Genomic DNA, 21872 nt, shown 5'->3' on the forward strand with positions numbered 1-21872 from the left:
TCGGAAAAAATAGAAAAACTGAGCCTCAGGCAATTTTTATCTTTTTTCCGAAGTCTTAGCTTGTAAAGCTAGGAAGTAGGCAGGGATCGAGATGAGAATTGCGGCCTTTGGTGAAATAATGATGCGTTTGACACCACCAGAATATTTGATGTTGGAGCAAACGAAGGAATTACGGTTAGATTTTACAGGTACAGGAGTCAATATTTTAAGCAATCTTGCTCATTTCGGCACTCAGACAAGCCTGCTGACGAACCTTCCAGATAATCGGTTAGGTGAAGCAGCCAAAGCCAGTGTTCGCCAATTAGGTATTCAAGATTGCTGGATCGGCAGTTTGGGGGATCATATTGGTTCCTATTTTGCAGAAATGGGGTTTGGTCCAAGACCAACGCAGGTGACGTATCAAAATCGTCGAAATAGTTCGTTTGGGATCAGTGGTGCTTCTGATTATGATCTTGACGCTTTTTTGGAGGAAATAGATTTAATTCATATTTGTGGGATCTCGTTAAGTTTGACGGAGAAAACGCGAGAAGCAGCCCTTGTATTAGCTGAAAAGGCGCATAAGAAAGGGAAAAAAGTTTGTTTTGATTTTAATTTTCGTCCTAGTTTGAACGAAGCCCATGGTGTTTCGCTTATGCAAGAACAATATGAAAAGATGCTACCTTATTGTGATGTGGTTTTTGGTAGCCAACGTGATTTAACAGATTTACTGGGCATGGAGTTAGATCAAACATTGGATGTCTCTGAACAATTTGAAAGAGTTGTCCGCCAGTTTATGGCAAAATATCAGATTGAACATTTTGCTGGAACCATTCGCCAAGGTGAAGGTGACAGACGATATTTGACTGGCTTCCTATTTGATGCGGAAAACTATGTTCAAGCCGCTCCACGTCAAATTATCAATTTAGATCGAATCGGTGCAGGAGATGGTTATGCCGCAGGAATTTTATTGGGTTATAGTGAATCGTGGTCATTAGTGGAAACAGTAGAATTTGCTACGGCTAATGGAGTCTTAGCCCATACGATCCAAGGGGACGTACCGTTAACGACACGGAAACAGGTAAAACATTTAATGGAACAACCCACTGTTGATTTGATTAGATAAGAAAAAGAGTAGAATGAATTAGTGTAAATGCGTTTATACTACTTTCGTTCTAGTCTTTTTTTCATTATAATGAGGATAAACAATGAATTTAGCGAAACCATTTACGTAGTTAAGATAAATTGGTATGCTAAGGGTCAGTGGCTATTATTATTCGTTGCATTTATATAGAACAGTCTGTTTACAGGAGGAGATCGACATGACCGATGAAAATATTTGGAAAGCACTAGACGATAATGTTTTGAAAGATAGTATTCGCAAACGACCAGGTATGTACATTGGTGGAATTGGTCCCACTGGCTTAGAAAGTATGGTCTTACAAGTGCTGGATCATTTACTGCAATTAGCAGTTGATCTAAAGCAGGCAGAGCTTTCAATCGAACTATCAGATCAACAATTTATTTTTTCTTTTTTCAGTAAAAAAGGCTTACTTCTAGATGAAATTCCAAAAGAACAGTATACACCACCGTATCTTTTTCTTTCTGTTGTTAATGCACTATCGGAGCAATTGGGCTTTGGTGTAGAAAAATCAGGAAAACGAACGATCCAAATTTATCAACATGGACTGTTAAATAAAAAAGCGTTGATTCCTTCAGAAGATGAAGGGCAAAGAATCGAATTGGCATTCACGCCTGATGCAAGTTTATTTGGTCACGCACCGTTATCTTATTTTGTTTTACTGAATCGTTGTCAGGAATTGGCGATGCTACACAGCGGATTGACGATTTCGTTGACTGATGGAAAAAAACAAAAAAATTATTTTCATTACAAGCAAGGACTTGTTGACTATATTTTTCAAAAAGATGATAGCATCACGCGTAGCGGGCAGCCGTTGATCATTAATACGATCAGTGAAGGTGTCACAATTCAAGCAGTTATTTCAAAAAATGGCTCTACGAGTATTAAAGATAGCTTTGTTAATGGACACCTACCAGCTGATGGCGGTACGCATCTGGATGGATTTATTCAAGGAACGGTGGATGGAATTAATCAATTTTTGGAAGAAACGAATCGTTTGAAATACCTCACAGTAGATAATTTTTCTGAACGTTTTGATATGGTTCTTTCAATCAAAGTCAAACGACCAAGATACACTGGGGCAATTAAAAAGAAAATCAGAAATCCCGAGCTATATAAAATCGTGAGAGAAGCGGTTTTTTCGGAAGTATCATTCTTTTTAAAACGCCATCCTGCGTGGTATTTAAATTAAAATGAGCGATAATCATTGAAAGGTGCGACTATGAAAATTTTTATTGATGGTGATGGTTCACCAGTGAAAGAAACTACGATCGAAATAGCATTAAGTTATTCGATCGCAGTTGTGATTGTGACAAGTATTGACCATTACTCTCTGAAAGAATATCCTGAGAATGTTTCTTTTGTTTATGTTGATAAAGGCGCAGATGCAGCAGATTATAAAATTGTTCAATTGATTAGACAAGGTGATATTTTGGTGACGCAAGATTATGGCTTGGCTTCATTGGTGTTGCCAAAGGGTGTGCGCGTGTTACATCAGTTAGGGTATGAGTATACAGGCGGAAATATTGATGGATTGCTGGAACAACGGTATTTTAGTGCGAAAGTTCGTAAAAGTGGCGGACATACGAAAGGACCAAAAGCTTTTACACAAGCCGATCGCGATAAATTCAAAAAGACGCTTGTTGAGCTGATTGAACAGAAGAAGTAAGAACAGTTTCATTTTCATTCTAGCTCTATATGGGAATAAGAGCGCCTTTTATTTGTATGACAAGCAAAAAACTTTTTGATTGAATTCGCTATTTGTTTCTATTCCGAGGAATGGTTTTATGCTAAAATATGAAAGAGCAATTTTGAAATCTTTTTTTAGATAGAACCATAAATACAAGAAAATGATTTAGCTTGACGATAAGTTCTCCTAGCAATTAGAAACAAGAGATCAGCGTGAGTGGCTTAGGAACTAAACCTTTCGTTTAGCTTTAAAAATTAGGAGGAAAAGCATTTGAAGATAACTTTGTTATATGGTGGAAGAAGTGAGGAGCATGATGTCTCGATATTGTCTGCCTATTCCGTTTTAAATGCGATTTATTATAATTACTATCAAGTTCAGTTAGTTTTTATTAGTAAAGATGGGCAGTGGGTTAAAGGACCTCTTTTATCAGAAAAACCTACAAGTAAAGAGATCCTCAAGCTAACTTGGTCAGAAGATGGTGAGACAGATAAGTGGGGTGAGTTCACAGGTCGCGTAATCATGCCTTGTGAAATCAAAGAAGAAGATACGATTGTTTTTCCTGTATTACATGGACCTAATGGGGAAGACGGGACGATCCAAGGGTTCCTAGAAACATTAGGATTACCTTATGTTGGAGCTGGTGTGCTTGCAAGTGCCAATGCGATGGATAAAATCATGACCAAGTATTTATTGCAAACAGCTGGCATCCCGCAAGTGCCATTTGTACCTGTATTGAGAAGTGACTGGAAAGAAAATCCTAGAAAAGTCTTTGAACAATGTGAGGGTTCATTGATTTATCCGGTATTTGTTAAACCTGCTAACATGGGCTCAAGTGTGGGGATCAGTAAAGCTGAAAATCGTGAAGAGTTGCAAAATGCATTGGAAGAAGCGTATCGTTACGATTCAAGAGCAATTGTAGAACAAGGAATCGAAGCACGCGAAATCGAAGTGGCAATTTTAGGTAATGAGGATGTTCGGACAACATTACCGGGTGAAATCGTCAAAGATGTTGAATTCTATGATTACAATTCAAAATATATCGATAATCAAATCACGATGAAAATTCCAGCTGAAGTGCCTGATGAAGTTCATCAAAAAGCGCGAGAATTTGCAAAAAAAGCGTACACTATTTTAGACGGCAGTGGACTAAGTCGCTGCGATTTCTTTTTGACTAGTAAAAATGAGTTATTCTTAAATGAACTGAACACGATGCCTGGTTTCACAGAATTTAGTATGTACCCATTACTATGGGAAAATATGGGCTTAAAGTATAGTGATTTGATCGAAGAATTAATTCAGTTAGCATTAAATCGCTTCAAACAAAGACAAAGTTTTTACGAAAGATAAACCACAAAAAGGGAGGAAGCAAAACGCAGTGAGTTTTGTTTCAGCCCTTTTATAGTGAACTAGACAAATCATTTCTGATTAAAAAGGAGAGAAAACGATGCAATTAACTTTCTGGGAAGCGGCAAAAGCAGTCAACGCCACAAATGACTGGAAGAAGTGGAACGATTTTGATTTGACAGGTCTGGAATTTGATAGCAGATTAATTACCAAAGGCAATCTTTTTGTTCCGCTAAAAGGTGAAAATGATGGGCATTCATTTATAAAGAATGCTATAGATAAAGGTGCAGGTGCATCATTTTGGAGTACTTCAGAATCTGCCCCAGATCAATTGCCAGTTTTACAGGTAGCAGATACTCTAAGAGCAATGCAAGATTTAGCTATTTATTATTTAAAAAAAATGGCGCCGACAGTCGTTGCCATCACAGGAAGCAATGGCAAAACAACAACGAAAGATATGACAGAAGCGGTCTTAGCGCAACAATTTCAAACTTATAAAACCCAAGGAAATTATAATAATGATATCGGCTTGCCGTACACTATTTTACAGATGCCTGATAAAACGGAGCAATTGATTTTAGAAATGGGGATGGATCATGCTGATGAGATCGATTTTTTATCAAGATTAGCTCAACCTGATGTAGCTGCGATTACCATGATCGGTGAGGCGCACATTGAAAATCTTGGATCGAGAGAAGGGATTGCCAAAGCAAAAATGGAAATTACGTCTGGGCTGGCTGCTAAGGGATTATTGATTATTCCGGCAGAGGAACCACTGCTATCTCCTCTGACAAAAGGATTAACGCAAACAATTAAAACATTTGGGTTTGGGAAAGCTGATTGTCAAGCAGAGATCATTGAAGCGCAAAAAGAATATACTTCTTTTAAAATCAATGGCTCACCTATTTTATATACCATTCCTGTTCCTGGAAAGTATAATGTGGGGAACGCTTTGATTGCGATTAGCATTGGTCAATGGTTTCAGCTATCAGAAGAAAAAATCCAAGCGGGCTTAGCCAAGTTTCAGTTAACTAAAAACCGAACACAGTGGCTAAAAAGCAAGACGGGAATCGAAATTCTAAGTGATGTTTACAATGCGAATCCAACTGCTATGAATTTGGTCTTAGATAGCTTTAGTCAAATGCCAACAAAGGGAAAACGAATAGCGGTTCTAGGAGATATGCTTGAATTAGGGCCAGACTCAGCTGCAATGCATGCATCTGTGGAGGAACATCTAAATCCGGCTGAAATAACAGAAGTTGTCCTCTATGGTGAGCAAATGAAGGTCCTGTACGAAGAATTAGTGAAAAAGTATCAAGAAAACAAAATCCACTATTTCCACAAAGAAGAAAAGGATCAATTAACAAGCACATTAAAATCAATTTTAGAACCAAAAGATACGGTTGTTTTAAAAGCCAGCAACGGAATGGGTTTAAGTGAGGTCGTTAATTCCCTTCTAGAAAGTTAGCAAGCTTTCATAAAACTTGCTGAAAATATAAATATATGCTAAAATAACCTATTGCCGAAAGATCGAAGTAGATAAAACGAAAGTACCTATTGAAGATACTTTTCTATCATATAAAGATTAAAAAAGCTGAACGAACTCGTTTGGCTTTTCTAGTGCCTGTAGCTTCATAAGGTGGATTTTTCGGTAACACTAATGAGAAAATAAACTAGACCTATGTTGAAGGTTTACAGACTCCGTGAACATTTTCAAAATTAGTGAAAGTCAAATCACCTGTAACACCAATTTTAGAAGAAAAAATTTCTTCTGCAACAAACATTATTAGGAGGATATCATTTGAAATTTAAAGAACTAGGCTTAGAAACAGACTTATTGGCAGCAATCGAACGCTCAGGATTTGAAGAAGCAACACCAATCCAAGAGGAAACGATCCCTCTAGCATTAGAAGGAAAAGACGTTATCGGACAAGCACAAACAGGTACTGGTAAAACAGCTGCTTTTGGCTTACCGATGTTGCAAAAAATCGATACATCAAACCGTGTTGTACAAGGAATCGTTATTGCACCAACTCGTGAATTAGCGATCCAAACACAAGAAGAATTGTACCGTTTAGGTCGTGACAAAAAAATCCGTGTTCAAGCAGTCTATGGTGGCGCAGATATTGGCCGTCAAATTCGCGGACTAAAAGAAAATCCACATGTGGTTGTCGGAACACCAGGTCGTTTATTGGATCATATCAATCGTCGCACCTTGAAGTTAGATACGATCGAAACATTGGTTTTGGATGAAGCAGATGAAATGTTGAACATGGGATTCTTAGAGGATATCGAAAAAATCATCTCTAAAATTCCAGCAAAACGTCAAACATTACTATTTTCAGCAACAATGCCGCCAGCAATCAAAAATATCGGCGTGAAATTCATGAAAGAACCAGAACACGTAAAAATCAAAGCAAAAGAAATGACTGCTGATTTGATCGATCAATATTATGTGCGTTCAAAAGACTTCGAAAAATTCGATGTAATGACACGCTTACTAGATGTTCAAACACCAGAGCTAACAATTGTCTTTGGTCGTACAAAACGTCGTGTAGATGAATTAGCACGTGGATTAGAAGCACGTGGCTACAAAGCAGAAGGTATTCATGGAGACTTGTCACAACAAAAACGTATGAGCGTATTACGTTCATTTAAGAGTGGTAATTTGGACATCTTAGTAGCAACAGACGTTGCAGCTCGTGGATTAGACATTTCTGGTGTCACACACGTTTACAACTACGATATCCCGCAAGATCCAGAAAGCTATGTTCACCGTATCGGCCGTACTGGTCGTGCCGGAAAAGGCGGAATGTCAGTGACATTCGTTACACCAAATGAAATGGGTTACCTACATGTCATTGAGGAATTAACGAAAAAACGTATGACCCCACTACGTCCACCAAATGAACAAGAAGCATTTAAAGGACAATTGGGTGCAGCAATTGAAACAGTCGAAGAAAAATTAGCTGAAAATGGTCTAGAAAATTACTTGCCATCTGCTAAAAATCTTTTGGAAAAATATTCTGCTGAAGATTTAGCAGCATTACTACTAAAAACTATTTCTAAAGACCCATCAGATGCTGTACCAGTAAAAATTACACCAGAACGTCCATTACCATCTACGAAAAAAGGCTTCAACAAAAATAATCGTGGTGGTGGCGGTAACAGCCGTAACCGTAATAAAAATGGTGGCGGTGGCTATCGTGGCAATAAAAATAACAAAAGCACAGGTGGTAGCAGCAGTGGAAATGGCGGCGGCTACAATAAGAGCAAAGATAATCGTTCGGCCAAACGTCATAACGACAAAAAACGTAGCTTTGTTATTAGAGATAACTCAAATTAATAAATCAATAACAGTTGGAAATAAGAAATAACTATTTCCAATGTATGACTTATTGGATTTTAAAAGAGTGGAACAAAGCTTAGACTTTGTTCCACTCTTTTTCCTTTTTAGTAAAAGGATGCAATAAAGAAGAGATAAACTGTATTTCTACCCCTTTTTTCGCTCCTTAAAACCGAGTGTTATCAACACATAAAGCTTTTTATTAATTTTTTCAATTATTATGTGGAAAAATTGCTAAAATTTGATAGAATAAGAGTAATTTATAAAATAAAAAAAGAGGGCTTGAAAGAATGATAAAAGGAATTGGTATAGATATGGTTGAGCTTTCAAGAATCGAAAAAATCATCGAAAATAAATCTTCTTTTGTTCAGCGAGTTCTGACGAGTAATGAATATGAACTTTTTCAAAGATTACCTCACAAACGTCAGGTCGAGTTTTTAGCAGGCCGTTTTGCTTGTAAAGAAGCTTTCTCAAAAGCCTGGGGGACAGGGATTGGAAGTGTCGGATTACACGATATTGAAATCTTAAAAGAACAAAGTGGAGCGCCGAAAGTCACAAAATCACCTCATAAAGGAAATGTATTTGTATCTATTTCCCACACAGAAACCTCTGCGGTTGCTCAAATCATCTTGGAAGTTGGTTGATTAGCTACTAAATTTGAATACCGGTCGAGATAAAAGCGATTGATCAACGATCATGGGCTGTATTCCCACGAGGAACTGTATAAGCAAATGATTCGGCTGTTTCTGATCCGACCGTAAAAGAAAGAAGGACATATATGGCTGTAGGATGGCATCGTCCCACAAAGTTAGTGATCGATACACAAGCGATCAAAGAAAATGTTTCAAATGAAGTCAAACGAATGCCGCAAGGTACAGAGCTATTTGCTGTAGTCAAAGCAAACGGATATGGACACGGAGCTGTACAAACGGCTCAAGCAGCGATTGAAGGAGGTGCTACGGGCTTTTGTGTCGCAATCCTAGATGAGGCCATCGAACTAAGAGAAGCTGGCATTACAGAGCCAATACTGATTTTAAGTGTTGTAGATGTTTCTTACATAGACCTGTTGCTAAAATATGATCTATCCGTCACGGTAGCAACCCAAGAATGGTTAGTACAAGCAATTGATCAATTGAATCAGATAAAAACACAAGCACCATTAAAAATACATATAAAAGTCGATACAGGTATGGGGCGTATTGGTTTTACTACACCAATTGTTGTAAAACAAACAGTTGAATTAATTCAGTCAACGCAAGTAATCGCTTGGGAAGGCTTGTTCACGCACTTTTCTACAGCAGATGAAAAAAATACGAGTTACTTTAAAAAACAATCAGAGCGTTTCCAAGAAATTTTATCTGTTCTTTCAGAGTTACCCCAATATGTACATGTAAGTAATAGTGCAACTGCACTTTGGCATCCTAATAATGCGGGAAATATGATTCGATTTGGTATAGCAATGTATGGACTGAATCCATCGGGACATGCATTACCCGAAATTTATCCATTAAAACCAGCCTTGAGTTTAGTGTCAAAGTTGATTCAAGTGAAAGAACTAGCAGTGAATGAAGGAATTGGTTATGGAAATACGTATACGACTACAAAAAATGAATGGATCGGTACTGTCCCAATCGGGTATGCAGACGGCTGGCTCCGTCATCTACAAGGGTTTTCAGTATTAGTTAATGGTGAAAAATGTGAAATTGTTGGCAGAATCTGCATGGATCAATGTATGATTCGCTTGCCGAGAAAAACGAATGTAGGGACAACTGTCACATTGATAGGACACGACCATGGAGCAAATATCACATTGCAAATGGTGGCAGACAAACTAGAAACAATCCACTATGAAGTGGCATGTACATTTTCTGAACGTATGCCAAGGGAGTATAAATAGAATAGGAGGCTTCAAATGGTCAAAAGGGGTGACATATATTTTGCAGACTTATCCCCTGTTGTAGGATCAGAACAAGGGGGAGTGCGACCAGTACTCGTCATACAAAATAATTTAGGAAATCATTTTAGTCCAACCATTATTGTAGCCGCAATCACAGCAAAAATGGCTAAACCCAAATTACCTACACATATCGGCATCAATTCTGAAGAAACTGGAATCGAACGAGATTCAGTCATTTTACTAGAACAAATCCGCACCATTGATAAGATCCGTTTGAAAGAAAAGGTTTGTCATTTGGGAATAGATATCATGGAAGCGGTCGATCGTGCGTTAGGTGTCAGCGTAGGAATTTTGGAAGCAGAACTAGAAGAAGAGAATCTTGGTACATATCGTTAAAAGTATCGGACATTTGGCTGGAAAACATAAGACATATCCAGTTGTATTCCTATTAGGATAATTGTTTGAGACGACGTAATACGAAATGGAAACAGGAACACTGTGTTAATTACTTAGATCTTGTTATTATTAATTATTTAACACTTAATAATAAAACCACTCTTATCAATAGAATAAAACTGAAAATTAGACCTATAGAAACAACATTCGTTCACTGAATTAGTAAAAAAACACTAAAATTTATCACGTACCCTGCTGTTTTTATTGACTTTTAGTTGCGTTTATAAAAAAAAGTTGGCAATAGCGCAACGTAATGTTACAATAAACTATGTATAATTGGGTAGAAAGTGAATAACTTTCAAAAAAGTAGATATATTTAGTGTTTTTTTATTAAGGGATAAAGGAGTTTATATTTGATGACGATTTTCATGTTTGTATTAGTAGTAATACTGTTTCTTTTTTTCAGTTATCAGTTGTATGTTCGATTCCAACTGGAGAGCTTAGATTCTGATAGTCCAAAAATGAAACGCAAGATCAATTTTTATAAGTATCAAGAGAATAATCGATCATTATTATTTTTGATGATTGCAGCAATTATTTTTTGTTTAATCCTTTTTGGGATACTGTATAATCAAGATACTTTAAGAAAAGATAATAAAGAGTTAGAATTCAAGATAGAAGAGATCAAGGACGCCAGAGGAACAGCTTCTGGTGCTGAAATTGAGAGCTATAAAGAAAACACGCTAAAGTTAGCTGAATTTCCTTGGAAGAAAATTGTAGAAAGTCGAGATGCCCAAGCGCTAGACAACTACGAACTTCTACTGATAAGAGATTGGCAGCCCTTTTTTGGAGAAGCGAATGTCGCGATCATGATCAGTCAAAAAACGGGAACGTTGACAGTATCAGTTTTTCCTACGGCTTTAAGCTTTAATGATTTCCAGACTGCTGAAAAAAACATTGAGGCATTTATCAAAGAGTTACAGCCAGTAAAAGAAATCACAATGATCGATTTTAACTTTACATATCGAGATAAAACCAACAAACTCTCTAAACAGTCGTTCGTTTTCACAAGAGAGGCGAAAGACAGTAACTTAGAAAAAGTAAAACTAGATAAATAATGGAAGATAGAAATAAAAGACGGGGTGTAAACACATGGCAAAGAGGCGGTTAATTAAGAAAATTAACGAAGTTTCCGAGGAAGAATTAACGCAGGATGTAGATTTTAATTCGGAAGAACCACAACGACCAGCTACTGTAACAACTACGAACAATAGTAATTTATTAGCTGAACAAGAACAAGAGATCACTCGTTTAAGAGAATTGATCGAAGAATATAGATTACAAGAATCTGAATTTGAGAAAAACAAAGAAGAGAACTTTCGTTTATCTCAACAAAATAAACAATTAGTGATCAAAGTTGAGAGTAACCAAAATGAACTTGAACAGATGAAAGAAAAGAATGATGAACTAGCAACACAGCTCAACCAAAAAGAATCTGAGATCTTTGAATTAGAAGATGGGCTTGAGTCAGACGATTCTGCTGAAGAAATCAATCGTTTGAAAGCGGAAATCGAAGTACTGAAAAAAGAAAATACTAGTGGACAAGAACAAATTGCCTACTTAGAAACTGCACTTGTTGAAAAAGATAAAGCCTTAGAAATCCAAATTTCTGAAAAAGAAAAAGAAATCCAACAATTACAAACAGAGTTAGCTGCCCGAGGAACAATCGGAGAAAAACAAGAAGCATTGGAGACGGTGAAGATGGAATTAGAATCATTGAATGAAAAACTTCAAACTACTAATAAAGAAAATCAAGAGTTAACACAAAAACTTGCTGATCTTCAAGAACAAATGCACCGCTTACAACAAGAAAACCAAGAATTAAAAGACAAAGAGACCACTTTATCAACAAATAGTGATGTGTCTGTTGATAACAGTCGTGTTGAAGAATTGAAAAAAGAATTAGAAACAGTTCTTAAAGATAAGAGTGAACTAGAAGCAAGTCTTGGTCGCATCCAAGGTCTAAATGATAAATATTCTATTCAAAAAAATGTTTTCGAATCTGAATTAGCAGGATTAAGAAATAGCTACAAAGAAAAAGAAGAAGAGCTAGAAAACTTAAATGCTGAATTAGAAACAATGCGTAGCTTGTCTACTACAGGAGAAGCAACAGGGAATCAGCTAGCTGAATTATTACAAGCAAAACAACAAATCAATGACTTGTTGTTGAAAAACCAATCCTTACAAGAAGAAGCGTTGAAATCACAACAAGAGATCGGTGAAGTAATGGTTTCTGCTAAGAAGGAAGCAAATCGTATTATTAGTGAAGCGCAAGTTGAATCAAAACACATGATCAACTCAGCAGAACTTGAAATGTTGAACATAGGAAACCGTGCGAAAAATATTTCAAATGAAGTAGAAGAATCTAAAAATGAAGTAATGACGATTTACCGTGAATTGGAAGAACGTTTAAGCAAATTATCGCGTTTAGATAAAACTGGAAACTAAACCATTAGAAAACGAATGAAGGGAAGAACAATATGAAAAAACAAATCAATAAAAAATACCGCATACTGTTGATTTCTTCTGCAATATTGTTTAGTACTGTTGTTTACTTTATGTCTGATTCATTGATTTTAGGCGCATCAGCTGGTGGTGGGGGTACAGTATCTGCACCTGTAACAACAGATGATAGCGAAGCCCCTACATCTGCTTCAATACCACAGGCAGCTCAAACACAACAAGAAAGCAATTTAAGCAGTGATGTTGCTTCTGAAGATAAGAATAACGAAGTGCCTAAAGAAGTTTATGTGATAAAGGCTGGTCAGACATTATGGGAAATTGCTCAAGATTCAGGGTTATCAATTCAAACATTAATGAATAAAAATCAGCTTAGTAGTAGTGTTATTGTTGAGGGACAGGAATTAGTATTCGATTGATTATGAGTTTAGGGGGTGGAGCAAAACTTTTAGAGTTTTGCTCCACTTATTTTTTTACATAGGGAGACCTATTGCAGTATTTCTCTTAATTAGCGGGGTTTTATATATGGAAAAAACAGCAACACTCTGTTATCCTTAATTAAGAGTATTAATTGGTATGATTGAGGTGTATCATGGATGAACTAAGAATACGTTTTGAACGACTAAAAAGACAATTAAACCGTAAGTTTAATAAAAATAGAAAGTCAAAAAATAAGAATCGAAAGCGCCCGCACGCTGGCACTAAAAAGAAGCGTCCAAAACCTAGAGAACGAGCTGAAATAATAAGAGAAGAGCCGAGAGTTAAATCGAGACCTAAAGAAGAACGAATTCAAAAAGCTGCTTCAACCAATAAAAAGCGCAAAAAGAAAAAATTAACGAAAGAAGAATTTGAGAAAAGAAAAAAGAAAAAAAGAAAAGAGAATATCACTGAAATCATCAAATTCATGCTACCTATCGTATTATTTGCAGTTTTTGTATTTTTCTTTATTCTGAATACTTCCCCTCACATGGTTGATGGGGATTCAATGAAACCTACTTTATTAGATGGGGATCGAGTGATTGTTCGTCGGACAAAAGAGCCTAAAAGATATGAGGTCATAACATTTAGCCCACCTGTAAAAAGCGAGTTTCAATATGTGAAACGAATCATAGGGATGCCTGGGGATTTAGTATGGACAGAGGGTAATGATTTATTTATCAATCATCAAGCAGACTCTTTACCAAAAGCATCTGAATTATCTGATGCAAATGAATTACCAGATGGGACAATCAAAGTGAATATATCAGAAGACAGTCTAGCTCAAATGTCACAGCTGAAAAAAATCCCTAAAGGTCATTATTTTGTATTGGGGGATAATCGAAATAATTCCAGTGATAGTAGAGCATTTGGTTTAGTTGATGGTCAAGCTATTGAGGGTGTTGTATCCTTCCGGTTTGCACCGTTTAATAATATTGGATGGATAAAATAAAAAAAACGATAAATTTATCGTTTTTTTATTTTTTATAAATCGATTCACTGATCATTATTTTTTATTATATTTTAAAAAATAAAAACAAATTATAGCGGAATCTATGTTAATCTATAATTATGGTTATTCTCACTAAATTTAATGTATACAAAGAAAACAGAGAACATAAAGAGAGCGTTCTCTGTTATAATTTCAATTAGTGATGTAACCAACAAGTTTGGCACTATCTTGTATCGATTAACTGAATAATCTGTTTTTCGATTTCAGTCATGTCATAACTATTACCAATATCTGAGAATATATAAACTAATTCTTGTTTTTCAGAAATCACTTCATTGTATATGTTAGAAAGAAGTATGTCATAATGACTGTCTTCTTTAAAAGCTTCAGCTTTGATTGGGTATTTGTGACCTAAAACATTGGTCAAATGCTGAATAACTAATTCACCAATAAAAGGATTCAGTGAATGATAGACACCGATCGCAATTTTTTCTTCATTTAATTCAGCAATATGATTTAGGATGATAGTGTAGTGGATTTCAGTGAATTTATTTTTATAGCTTCCTTTTTCACCATCTTGATCAAATTTTTTGGTCGCAATGTCCATCAGTTCAAAAACTTCATTACCAGAAAATGGATGACGGTGAGCATTGACGATCGATTTGATGGTCCAACTATCAAAGGGCAAGATAAATCCATCAAAATAATAAAGCTGAGAATGTAGCTGAAACAATAAATTTTCAATATACAGTAAGCGTGCAGATGAAGCGTAATTGGACAAGTAGCCTTGCTGTTTTAAATATTTTAATATTACTTTATTCATATAGTTTAAATAAGAGCTTTCTCTGCGCTGCTTTTCTGCCAACCTAAAGGCAAAAGATGAATTAGGCGAAAAATTATGCATGGAACAAAAGAAGTCATAAAACATGTATGCTTCATAAATAGTATATGGACGGTCGATCTTTTTCATATATGTATGTAAGGACAAATTAATTTCTTCAAAGAGCGGTCGATCAGGATAATCATAGTTAGGACTGATAACAGGATTATATTCAGTAGCCAGTCGTCTAAATGATATTTTCATCCACAATTTTATTTGCAAGACTTCAGTAGGATCAAAGACTACATTGAGAGACTCCCTTAAGATATCTACAAAGCCAAGATATTGATTAGCGGTTTCTTTTTCTAAACTGGTTTTATCCTCAAATAGAAACCAAAAGAAACTAAAAAAGAAATAGCGAATCTGTTTTTCTTCTCCGATCAACTTTCCACGTTTGATTTGTAGGCGAAATTCTTTTAAAAGATCGTTTAATTCGGTGATCTTTCGATAATAAGTCGCAGAGCTGATCGCATAATTCAATTGAAAATAGTCGCAAGTCAGTTCACCTTTAGAGAATAACTGGTTCACCATTTGAAATTTTATCGACTTTTCGAGAAAAAGTACAACAACGTTCTTCAAGGGAAAAGTCGGTTGCTTTTTTAAAGTAATATTTTCACCTTTTAACGTTAGTTCAACTTGCTCATTTACTTGATTCTCTTCAAGAAAACTTTGCAGGAAAGACAAATATTCATTTAAAGTCGGTAAGCTAATTTGAAATTCACTAACTAGCTCATTTTTTGTCGCCTTGCCTTGATTGTTGTATAAAAATAATAAGATATCATTCATATAATCGAAGGGCTTTTCTAAAAAATCTCGTTTTAGCATAATAGACACCTCACTTAAAGGATACTTGATTCATGAGAAAATGGCAATACGCAACTTATAAAAAGAAATTAGTCTCTATAATTATTTAAAAAAATCATTTTTTTATATATAATGAACTAGATTGTTACTTTTAAATTATATTTATATAGTTATAAAAATGACTTATTTGATTGAAGGGAGAAGAACCTTAGTGAAAGTAGTAATTATCGGAGCCTCACACGGTGGACTTCAAGCGGCATTAACGTTAAAGAAATTAGATCCTCAAACTGAGGTTGTTCTAATTGAAAAAAGAAGTGAGCTTAGCTTCGTTTCAAGCGGGATCATATTGAGAATGAATCAAATGGTTGATGAGCTGGATAATGTGAGATATCTTACAGCAGAAGAATTGAGTAAAAAAGGCATAGTTGTTTTACTTAATACAATGGTTACTACGATACAGCCGGAAAAAAGCACTATTATCTATGAGGATGATGCTAAAAAAACTTGTAAAGTAAGTTATGACAAGCTAATTCTCGCAACAGGTTCAAACCAATTTTCAACTAATCTGACACTACCAAGTAAAGATAAAGTGACCGTTTTCAAAAGTTACTCCAGTTCAGTGGAAGTATTGAGAAAATTGGAACAGGCAAGATCAATCTCGATTATTGGTGGCGGATATATCGGAGTGGAATTGTGTGATGCTTTGAAAGAAAAAGGCAAAGAAATCCACCTGATAGAAAGTGCAGGATCTGTTCTTTTCCGTTATTTGGATAAGGAACTGTCATCACTCATTGAACAAAAAATCGTTGATTCAGGTGTAAAACTTCATTTAAACGAAAGTGTTATTGGTTTTTCAGATATAGAAGAAGAGAGTTTTATCACCCAAACCACGAATGAAGAAATCAGAAACGATTATGTTATTGTGGCCGTAAATGCTCGTCCTGATACGACATTAGTGAAAGAATTTTTAGACTTAAATGCTAATGGAACAATTCGAGTCAATGAACATATGCAGACAAGTGATCCAAATATTTTCGCTTTAGGAGATGTGATTTCTTATCCTGTCCGCAATAGCTATCGTAAGTCGTTCATCCCTTTAGTGAATAATGTTGTTCGAAGTGCGACCGTTGCTGCTATGAACGTTTTAGGGCATCCGATGAAGTACAATATGACGCAAAAGACAACGGCCACTAAAATTTTCAACAACTATATTGCTACTACAGGGTTAACCGAAGTAGAAGCAAAGTTTGAAGGAATCGAAGTTGAAAGTATCTTTTTAACATTACCAAGTCAGTTGCCTTATCTTAAATTGCAGGAAGAGGTGCATATCAAACTGGTTTTCGAAAAAGGTACGCATAACTTGATTGGCGGACAATTGATGTCTGAAAAGGATATTACGCAATCGATCAACACGTTATCTTTAGCAATTGACAAAGAAACCACACTAGAAGAGTTAGTCACTATGGACTTTTATTTTAACCCTGGAATCAACCAACCAATGGGAATTATTAGCCGTGCTGCATATGAATTTTTGATTGAGAAGTATAGGGTATAAAAATCTTGTCTTTGTATAAGAGGGGTGAAGCATTTCTTTGGCCCTTTAATAGTTATTAAACTTTTTCTAATAGCAAGAGCAGCAAGACAAACATGTTTATGCTGTTTTTTTGTATAATTATTGTTTTTTGTAATAAAAGCGAATTGCTACTACTAATTGTTATTTAAGCGTATAATAAAATAAAAATATAGGAGGGGCATAGCCGATGAAAGCAGCAGAAAAAAATTTTTATGACTTCATCTTAGATCGTACAAAAGCAGATCATCAAGAAGACATGAAACATTTACTAGCAGAATTGCTGGAAAGAAAATCAACGGATAAGCTCGATAAGATGTATCTTATGGGTGTGGTTCCCAGAGCACTTTCTTATCTAGAGCCTGATTCAGTAAATGAAGTGAAAAAAGTAGTATCAGAGTTCTCAGCAAAACTATAGCAAAAAAATAAAGGCAAGCTGATTCATTTGGATGAGTTTGTCTTTTTTAGGTGTCATAAAATAAGAAATGTCCCATTGAACGTGAAGAAAATGGATATGAATGGTTCATAAATAACAATAGACTTGAATTCTCTACGACAATTCAAGAAACCTGTCGTAGAAATGGACAAAAATAGTTTTTTTCATTTGTTATTGATAAAAAAATTATGCTAAAGTAAATCAGTCATTAAAAAGAGTGGGTGAGCAGGATGAAACATATAAAGAACACATTAAAGTTATTTAAATTAGATTGGCAACGTATTTTTAAAAACCCGATCGCTACATTTTTGATTATTGCACTGATGATTATTCCATCACTTTATGCATGGTTCAATATCAAAGCCTTGTGGGATCCTTATGCAAATACAGGAGAATTGCCGATTGCAGTCTACAGTGACGACCAAGCTGTGACATTCAAGGATAAAGAAGTCGATATTGGAAAAGAAGTATTAAAAAATCTTCATAAAAATAAACAATTAGGTTGGCGTTTTGTTGATTCAAAACAAGAATTAGACAAAGGGGTAAAATCAGGAAAGTATTATGCCGGTATCTATCTGCCAAAAGATTTCTCAAAAGACCTATTAAGCTTTACTACAGGGGATATTAAAAAGCCTAAAATTGACTATTCAATCAATGAAAAGATCAATGCGATCGCACCAAAAATCGCTGAAAAAGGTGCAACCTCATTACAAGCGCAAATCACAGATGAGTTCACTAAAACAGCAAGTGGTACTTTGGTTCATGTATTTAATGATATTGGCTATAATTTAGATTCTAATCTGGTTAGTATAACGAAAGTGAAGGATATGATCCTTTCGACAGATGAAAATATTGGTCAAATCGATAAATATATGCAAGAAGTTGTTGCGCTTCATGGGAAAATGCCTGAGTTGAAAACAAAGCTAGCGAAAGCCAATGAATTTGCGGAGTATTTGCCTCAAGTTGATGCTTTAGGAACAAAGCTAGTTGATTTAAACGACAAGATGCCAACAATCAAAGAACAAGCTAAAGTTATTTTGACCTTACAGGAGAAAATCCCAGAAATTCAAAATGCTGGGAAACAATTAGCGATGATTGACGAAGATTTTGCTTCAGTTGAACAAACAATGACGGAAGGAATCGAAGAAGCTAAACAAGGTTTGACCATTATCCAACAAGTTCAAACGGCTTTGCCAGATATTGAAAAACTTGGAGAGCAAGCAGATCAATTAGCGACTGCAACCAGTGAAGGAGCAGTAAAATTACAAGAGGCGTTACCAAGCATTACAAGCAGTATCAAAGTAACGCTAGAGTCAGTTCAAACAATTGGATCAAATGTATCCGCAATTGCTGGTCAAATCGAGCAATTATTGACTGACAATGAATTGACACCAGAAGAACGTGAAACGCTGAAGCAAATGTTGCAACAATTTAGCGACAGCTTAGGGAAGCAGCAAGCAGCAATTGATCAATTGGCTGAAATGCTGACAAGTATTCAAAATTCTTCTGGTAATCAAGAACTTCAACCAATCATTGATAATTTAAATAATCTTAGTACGTTGATTGCAGGGCTAAAAAATCGAGTGGATAGTATTGATGCTGATGGGATTTCAGTGGATCAGTTGAAAGCTGTATTAGGAGAAATTGAAAACATGGCCAACAATATCGCTGGGATTGCTGGCAGTATCAATGTAGATGCAGTTGCAACAGATGTAAATAACATTTTAACAAAGCTCATCACTACGATTTCCAGCGCTCAAGGCTTGCTCGACAAAGCTAAACAAATCGATTTTGCTACATTATTAAATTCAACACAAGCAACTGTTTCTAATGCAATCAGCATCTTAGAAAAATACCAAGCAGAATTACCTGCAATCAAACAAGAAGTGCATGATGCCAATGTTTTACTGAATGGTCATATGGACACGATCGTAAATGGCATTAACAAAGGTGCAGAACTTTACAACAATGAATTGCCTGTCATTGAAGAAAAACTTGGCTTAGCTGCTGATTTTATTCAAAATGATTACCCAGGGATCAAAGAAAATATCACTGGTACTTTAAAAACAGTCAATGACAAAATGCCGGATTTAGAGTCTGCCTTGAACAAAGCAAATGACTTAGTTCAAAATGACTGGCCAAATATCAAGACAGGTCTCCATAAAGCCGCAGAAGCGATCCGAAATGGGGAGAAGGATGTTGACCTTGGACAAGTGATAAAGTTGCTTAAACTGGATGCTAACGCTGAAAGTGACTTCTTTGCTAAACCAGTTGAAGTGAAAGAAAATAAAATTTACCCAATTGCTAATAATGGCTCAGCTAGTACACCATTTTACACAGCTCTTTGTTTATGGGTTGGTGCCGTGTTATTTTCAAGTGTGGCAACAACTGATTTTTATTTAGATGAAAAAGACCGCGGCAACTATTCAAAACGGGAACAATTTTCTGCGAGGATGTTAACCTTTTTAGTAATGGGACTAGCGCAAGCGTTGATTGTGACGTTAGGAAATTATTTCTTGTTAGGAGTAGATGTTAGACAACCAGTATATAGTGTATTATTTGCTTTGTTGATCGCCTTTGCGTTTATGATGATGGTCTATGTACTAGTGGCACTATTTGGCAATGTCGGAAAAGGGGCTGCGATCATTATCCTGGTGCTTTCAATCTCGGGAGGTGGCGGAAACTATCCAATTCAAGTTTCTGGCAAATTCTTCCAGTTTATTAATCCATTTTTACCATTTACCCATGCGGTAAATCTATTAAGGGAATCAGCAGGAGGTATTTATTGGCCGAATGCTTGGAAGGCGATTCTCATTTTACTAGGAATTTCAATTGTGTTTTGTGTGTTGGGCATTCTCTTATATCCTTATGTTGAAGAAAAAACGAAGAAGTTAGAGAACGTTTCGCATGAAAGTCATATTTTCCATTAAAAATAAGAAATAAATGCTGGTGAAAGCTTGAATCAAGCCTATAATGGGAGTGATTCAAGTTTTTTTCCTTATTTGTTATCTTTCAAGGTGTCCCTAATAAAAAAACAAAGACATCCAATTGATCAATTAGGGGGATTCTAAACAATAAAAACTCACTAAAAAAAACAGCATTTAACTATACAAATGGCTGAAATCATTTTATAGTCTTAAGATATGCTAAAAATGAGGTAGGGATCACGATGATAAAATTTTTAATAGAGCGCTTTGAAAAAAGCCAACCAAAAAATTCAGATACTCGAACAGCTTTTGGGATTTTTGCGGGGATCGTAGGGTTACTATCTAACTTGCTGCTTTTTGTTGGAAAATTGTTGATTGGACTAATTTCTGGCAGTGTGTCGATTATGGCTGATGCAATGAATAATTTGTCGGATACGGTTTCTTCTGTGCTAACGCTCGTCGGTTTTTATATTTCAGGGAAACCAGCAGATAAAGAACATCCATACGGTCATGAACGTTTTGAATATATCAGCGGTATGTTAGTTTCGTTATTGATTACCTTTGTTGGGTTTCAATTTTTTATGACATCGATTGAACGAATCCGAGATCCTCAAAGTATCAAAGTAACACCAGTAATTCTGATTGTGTTAGTATTGTCGATTCTCATCAAAGTTTGGCAAAGTATTTTTTATCAACGAGTAGCCAAAAAAATTGATTCTAATACATTAGTTGCAACGGCTAAAGATAGTTTAAATGACGTATTTACGACGATGGCTGTACTCGTTTCAGCGACAGTAGAGGGCTTGACTGGCTTGAAAATTGATGGCTTTGTAGGGCTATTGATAGCGTGTTACATTATTTTTAGTGGTTTACAATTGATTCGAGAGTTTGTCAACGAGTTGATGGGGCTTAGACCTGATCAAGCAGCGATAGATGAAATGAAACGATATCTATCCTTAGTACCAGAAATCGTAGGGTATCATGATTTACTGATCCATCAATATGGACCCAATAAAACATTTGCCTCTGTTCATATTGAAATCGATGACCGCTGGAATCTGACTCAAGCCCATGAAAAGACGGATGATATCGAAAAGAAATTTAAAGAAGCGTTGGGGGTTGATCTTGTTTGTCACATCGATCCTGTGAACTTACATGATCAAAGACAACAGTTTATTCACCAAGAGCTGAAAAGAATCATCAAAGGGATCAATAGTGAATTAAAAGCCCACGATATACGCTTAGTAGATCATGGCAGTCAGCCTCGTATTTTATTTGATTTGGTTGTTCCAAACCATTTTAAAGCAACAGACCAGGAACTAAAGATTCGCATTCAAGAACAAGTATATCGAAATATTGGGGATTATTTAGTTGAAGTAACATTTGATCACAATTATTTACTTTAAATTTCTCTTTAATGATAAAAAAATAATAGCTATATAGTTGTTTTTCTCAAAAATATACATAAAAATGATTGTTTTAGCTAAAAAAATGAGAAAATATTGTTCTCTAACAT

General features: G+C 35.7%; 18 protein-coding genes. 17 read left to right on the forward strand and 1 reads right to left on the reverse strand.

The window, feature by feature from the left end:
* Positions 1-91 precede the first annotated feature (91 nt).
* The 13 genes from IGJ50_RS09740 (at position 92) to lepB (ending at position 13739) form a co-directional block, all read left to right on the forward strand.
* Positions 92-1102, forward strand: a complete 1011-nt coding sequence (locus IGJ50_RS09740) for a sugar kinase (protein ID WP_207120253.1) — start codon at positions 92-94, stop codon at positions 1100-1102.
* A gap of 196 nt (positions 1103-1298) precedes the next feature.
* Positions 1299-2309, forward strand: a complete 1011-nt coding sequence (locus IGJ50_RS09745; RefSeq protein ID WP_207120252.1) for a hypothetical protein — start codon at positions 1299-1301, stop codon at positions 2307-2309.
* Positions 2310-2339: 30 nt separating this feature from the next.
* The gene (locus tag IGJ50_RS09750) at positions 2340-2786 is read left to right on the forward strand and encodes a YaiI/YqxD family protein (protein WP_069638973.1); all 447 of its coding nucleotides are present in this window, start codon (positions 2340-2342) and stop codon (positions 2784-2786) included.
* A 291-nt stretch (positions 2787-3077) separates the two neighbouring features.
* Positions 3078-4154 (forward strand): D-alanine--D-alanine ligase, encoded by a 1077-nt coding sequence (locus tag IGJ50_RS09755; RefSeq protein WP_429950161.1) that lies wholly within the window; start codon positions 3078-3080, stop codon positions 4152-4154.
* A 97-nt stretch (positions 4155-4251) separates the two neighbouring features.
* Positions 4252-5619, forward strand: coding sequence for a UDP-N-acetylmuramoyl-tripeptide--D-alanyl-D-alanine ligase (locus IGJ50_RS09760; RefSeq protein WP_429950163.1), 1368 nt, complete (start codon positions 4252-4254; stop codon positions 5617-5619).
* Between the two features lie 333 nt (positions 5620-5952).
* A complete protein-coding gene (gene cshA / locus IGJ50_RS09765) occupies positions 5953-7497 on the forward strand; it encodes a degradosome RNA helicase CshA (RefSeq protein ID WP_207120249.1) in 1545 nt (514 codons plus the stop codon).
* 290 nt (positions 7498-7787) lie between these two features.
* Entirely contained in the window at positions 7788-8141 is a 354-nt protein-coding gene (acpS, locus tag IGJ50_RS09770) for a holo-ACP synthase (RefSeq protein ID WP_069638917.1), read from the forward strand.
* A 134-nt stretch (positions 8142-8275) separates the two neighbouring features.
* The gene (gene alr / locus IGJ50_RS09775) at positions 8276-9394 is read left to right on the forward strand and encodes an alanine racemase (protein WP_207120248.1); all 1119 of its coding nucleotides are present in this window, start codon (positions 8276-8278) and stop codon (positions 9392-9394) included.
* A gap of 15 nt (positions 9395-9409) precedes the next feature.
* Positions 9410-9790, forward strand: coding sequence for a type II toxin-antitoxin system PemK/MazF family toxin (locus IGJ50_RS09780; protein ID WP_069638919.1), 381 nt, complete (start codon positions 9410-9412; stop codon positions 9788-9790).
* A 416-nt stretch (positions 9791-10206) separates the two neighbouring features.
* Positions 10207-10908, forward strand: coding sequence for a hypothetical protein (locus tag IGJ50_RS09785; protein WP_069638920.1), 702 nt, complete (start codon positions 10207-10209; stop codon positions 10906-10908).
* 34 nt (positions 10909-10942) lie between these two features.
* Positions 10943-12298 (forward strand): hypothetical protein, encoded by a 1356-nt coding sequence (locus IGJ50_RS09790; protein ID WP_207120247.1) that lies wholly within the window; start codon positions 10943-10945, stop codon positions 12296-12298.
* A gap of 32 nt (positions 12299-12330) precedes the next feature.
* Positions 12331-12729 (forward strand): LysM peptidoglycan-binding domain-containing protein, encoded by a 399-nt coding sequence (locus IGJ50_RS09795; RefSeq protein WP_069638922.1) that lies wholly within the window; start codon positions 12331-12333, stop codon positions 12727-12729.
* A 173-nt stretch (positions 12730-12902) separates the two neighbouring features.
* Positions 12903-13739 (forward strand): signal peptidase I, encoded by an 837-nt coding sequence (gene lepB, locus IGJ50_RS09800; protein WP_429950167.1) that lies wholly within the window; start codon positions 12903-12905, stop codon positions 13737-13739.
* Between the two features lie 223 nt (positions 13740-13962).
* On the opposite strand, the gene IGJ50_RS09805 is transcribed toward lepB, so the two are convergent.
* On the reverse strand, positions 13963-15444 hold the full coding sequence (locus IGJ50_RS09805; protein ID WP_069638923.1) for a helix-turn-helix domain-containing protein: 1482 nt from the start codon (positions 15442-15444) through the stop codon (positions 13963-13965).
* A 190-nt stretch (positions 15445-15634) separates the two neighbouring features.
* Here IGJ50_RS09805 and IGJ50_RS09810 point away from each other — a divergent pair, with 190 nt between their 5' ends.
* The 4 genes from IGJ50_RS09810 (at position 15635) to IGJ50_RS09825 (ending at position 21762) form a co-directional block, all read left to right on the forward strand.
* Positions 15635-16978: an FAD-dependent oxidoreductase gene (locus IGJ50_RS09810; protein ID WP_069638924.1), complete on the forward strand. Its 1344-nt coding sequence runs from the start codon at positions 15635-15637 to the stop codon at positions 16976-16978.
* 205 nt (positions 16979-17183) lie between these two features.
* Complete coding sequence (locus IGJ50_RS09815) at positions 17184-17411, forward strand: hypothetical protein (RefSeq protein ID WP_069638925.1); 228 nt, start codon at positions 17184-17186, stop codon at positions 17409-17411.
* 248 nt (positions 17412-17659) lie between these two features.
* The gene (locus tag IGJ50_RS09820) at positions 17660-20359 is read left to right on the forward strand and encodes a YhgE/Pip family protein (protein WP_429950169.1); all 2700 of its coding nucleotides are present in this window, start codon (positions 17660-17662) and stop codon (positions 20357-20359) included.
* 239 nt (positions 20360-20598) lie between these two features.
* On the forward strand, positions 20599-21762 hold the full coding sequence (locus IGJ50_RS09825) for a cation diffusion facilitator family transporter (protein WP_069638927.1): 1164 nt from the start codon (positions 20599-20601) through the stop codon (positions 21760-21762).
* Positions 21763-21872: the final 110 nt, after the last annotated feature.

The sequence above is a fragment of the Enterococcus sp. AZ101 genome (assembly GCF_050499005.1).
Taxonomy (GTDB): Bacteria; Bacillota; Bacilli; order Lactobacillales; family Enterococcaceae; genus Enterococcus_L; species Enterococcus_L ureilyticus.

What these genes read in the sequence shown, in the direction of transcription:
- IGJ50_RS09740 (WP_207120253.1), top strand. Translation starts at nt 92, where the DNA reads ATGAGAATTGCGGCCTTTGGTGAAATAATGATGCGTTTGACACCACCA.
- IGJ50_RS09745 (WP_207120252.1), top strand. Translation starts at nt 1,299, where the DNA reads ATGACCGATGAAAATATTTGGAAAGCACTAGACGATAATGTTTTGAAA.
- IGJ50_RS09750 (WP_069638973.1), top strand. Translation starts at nt 2,340, where the DNA reads ATGAAAATTTTTATTGATGGTGATGGTTCACCAGTGAAAGAAACTACG.
- IGJ50_RS09760 (WP_429950163.1), top strand. Translation starts at nt 4,252, where the DNA reads ATGCAATTAACTTTCTGGGAAGCGGCAAAAGCAGTCAACGCCACAAAT.
- acpS (WP_069638917.1), top strand. Translation starts at nt 7,788, where the DNA reads ATGATAAAAGGAATTGGTATAGATATGGTTGAGCTTTCAAGAATCGAA.
- alr (WP_207120248.1), top strand. Translation starts at nt 8,276, where the DNA reads ATGGCTGTAGGATGGCATCGTCCCACAAAGTTAGTGATCGATACACAA.
- IGJ50_RS09780 (WP_069638919.1), top strand. Translation starts at nt 9,410, where the DNA reads ATGGTCAAAAGGGGTGACATATATTTTGCAGACTTATCCCCTGTTGTA.
- IGJ50_RS09785 (WP_069638920.1), top strand. Translation starts at nt 10,207, where the DNA reads ATGACGATTTTCATGTTTGTATTAGTAGTAATACTGTTTCTTTTTTTC.
- IGJ50_RS09790 (WP_207120247.1), top strand. Translation starts at nt 10,943, where the DNA reads ATGGCAAAGAGGCGGTTAATTAAGAAAATTAACGAAGTTTCCGAGGAA.
- IGJ50_RS09795 (WP_069638922.1), top strand. Translation starts at nt 12,331, where the DNA reads ATGAAAAAACAAATCAATAAAAAATACCGCATACTGTTGATTTCTTCT.
- lepB (WP_429950167.1), top strand. Translation starts at nt 12,903, where the DNA reads ATGGATGAACTAAGAATACGTTTTGAACGACTAAAAAGACAATTAAAC.
- IGJ50_RS09805 (WP_069638923.1), bottom strand. Translation starts at nt 15,444, where the DNA reads ATGCTAAAACGAGATTTTTTAGAAAAGCCCTTCGATTATATGAATGAT.
- IGJ50_RS09815 (WP_069638925.1), top strand. Translation starts at nt 17,184, where the DNA reads ATGAAAGCAGCAGAAAAAAATTTTTATGACTTCATCTTAGATCGTACA.
- IGJ50_RS09820 (WP_429950169.1), top strand. Translation starts at nt 17,660, where the DNA reads ATGAAACATATAAAGAACACATTAAAGTTATTTAAATTAGATTGGCAA.
- IGJ50_RS09825 (WP_069638927.1), top strand. Translation starts at nt 20,599, where the DNA reads ATGATAAAATTTTTAATAGAGCGCTTTGAAAAAAGCCAACCAAAAAAT.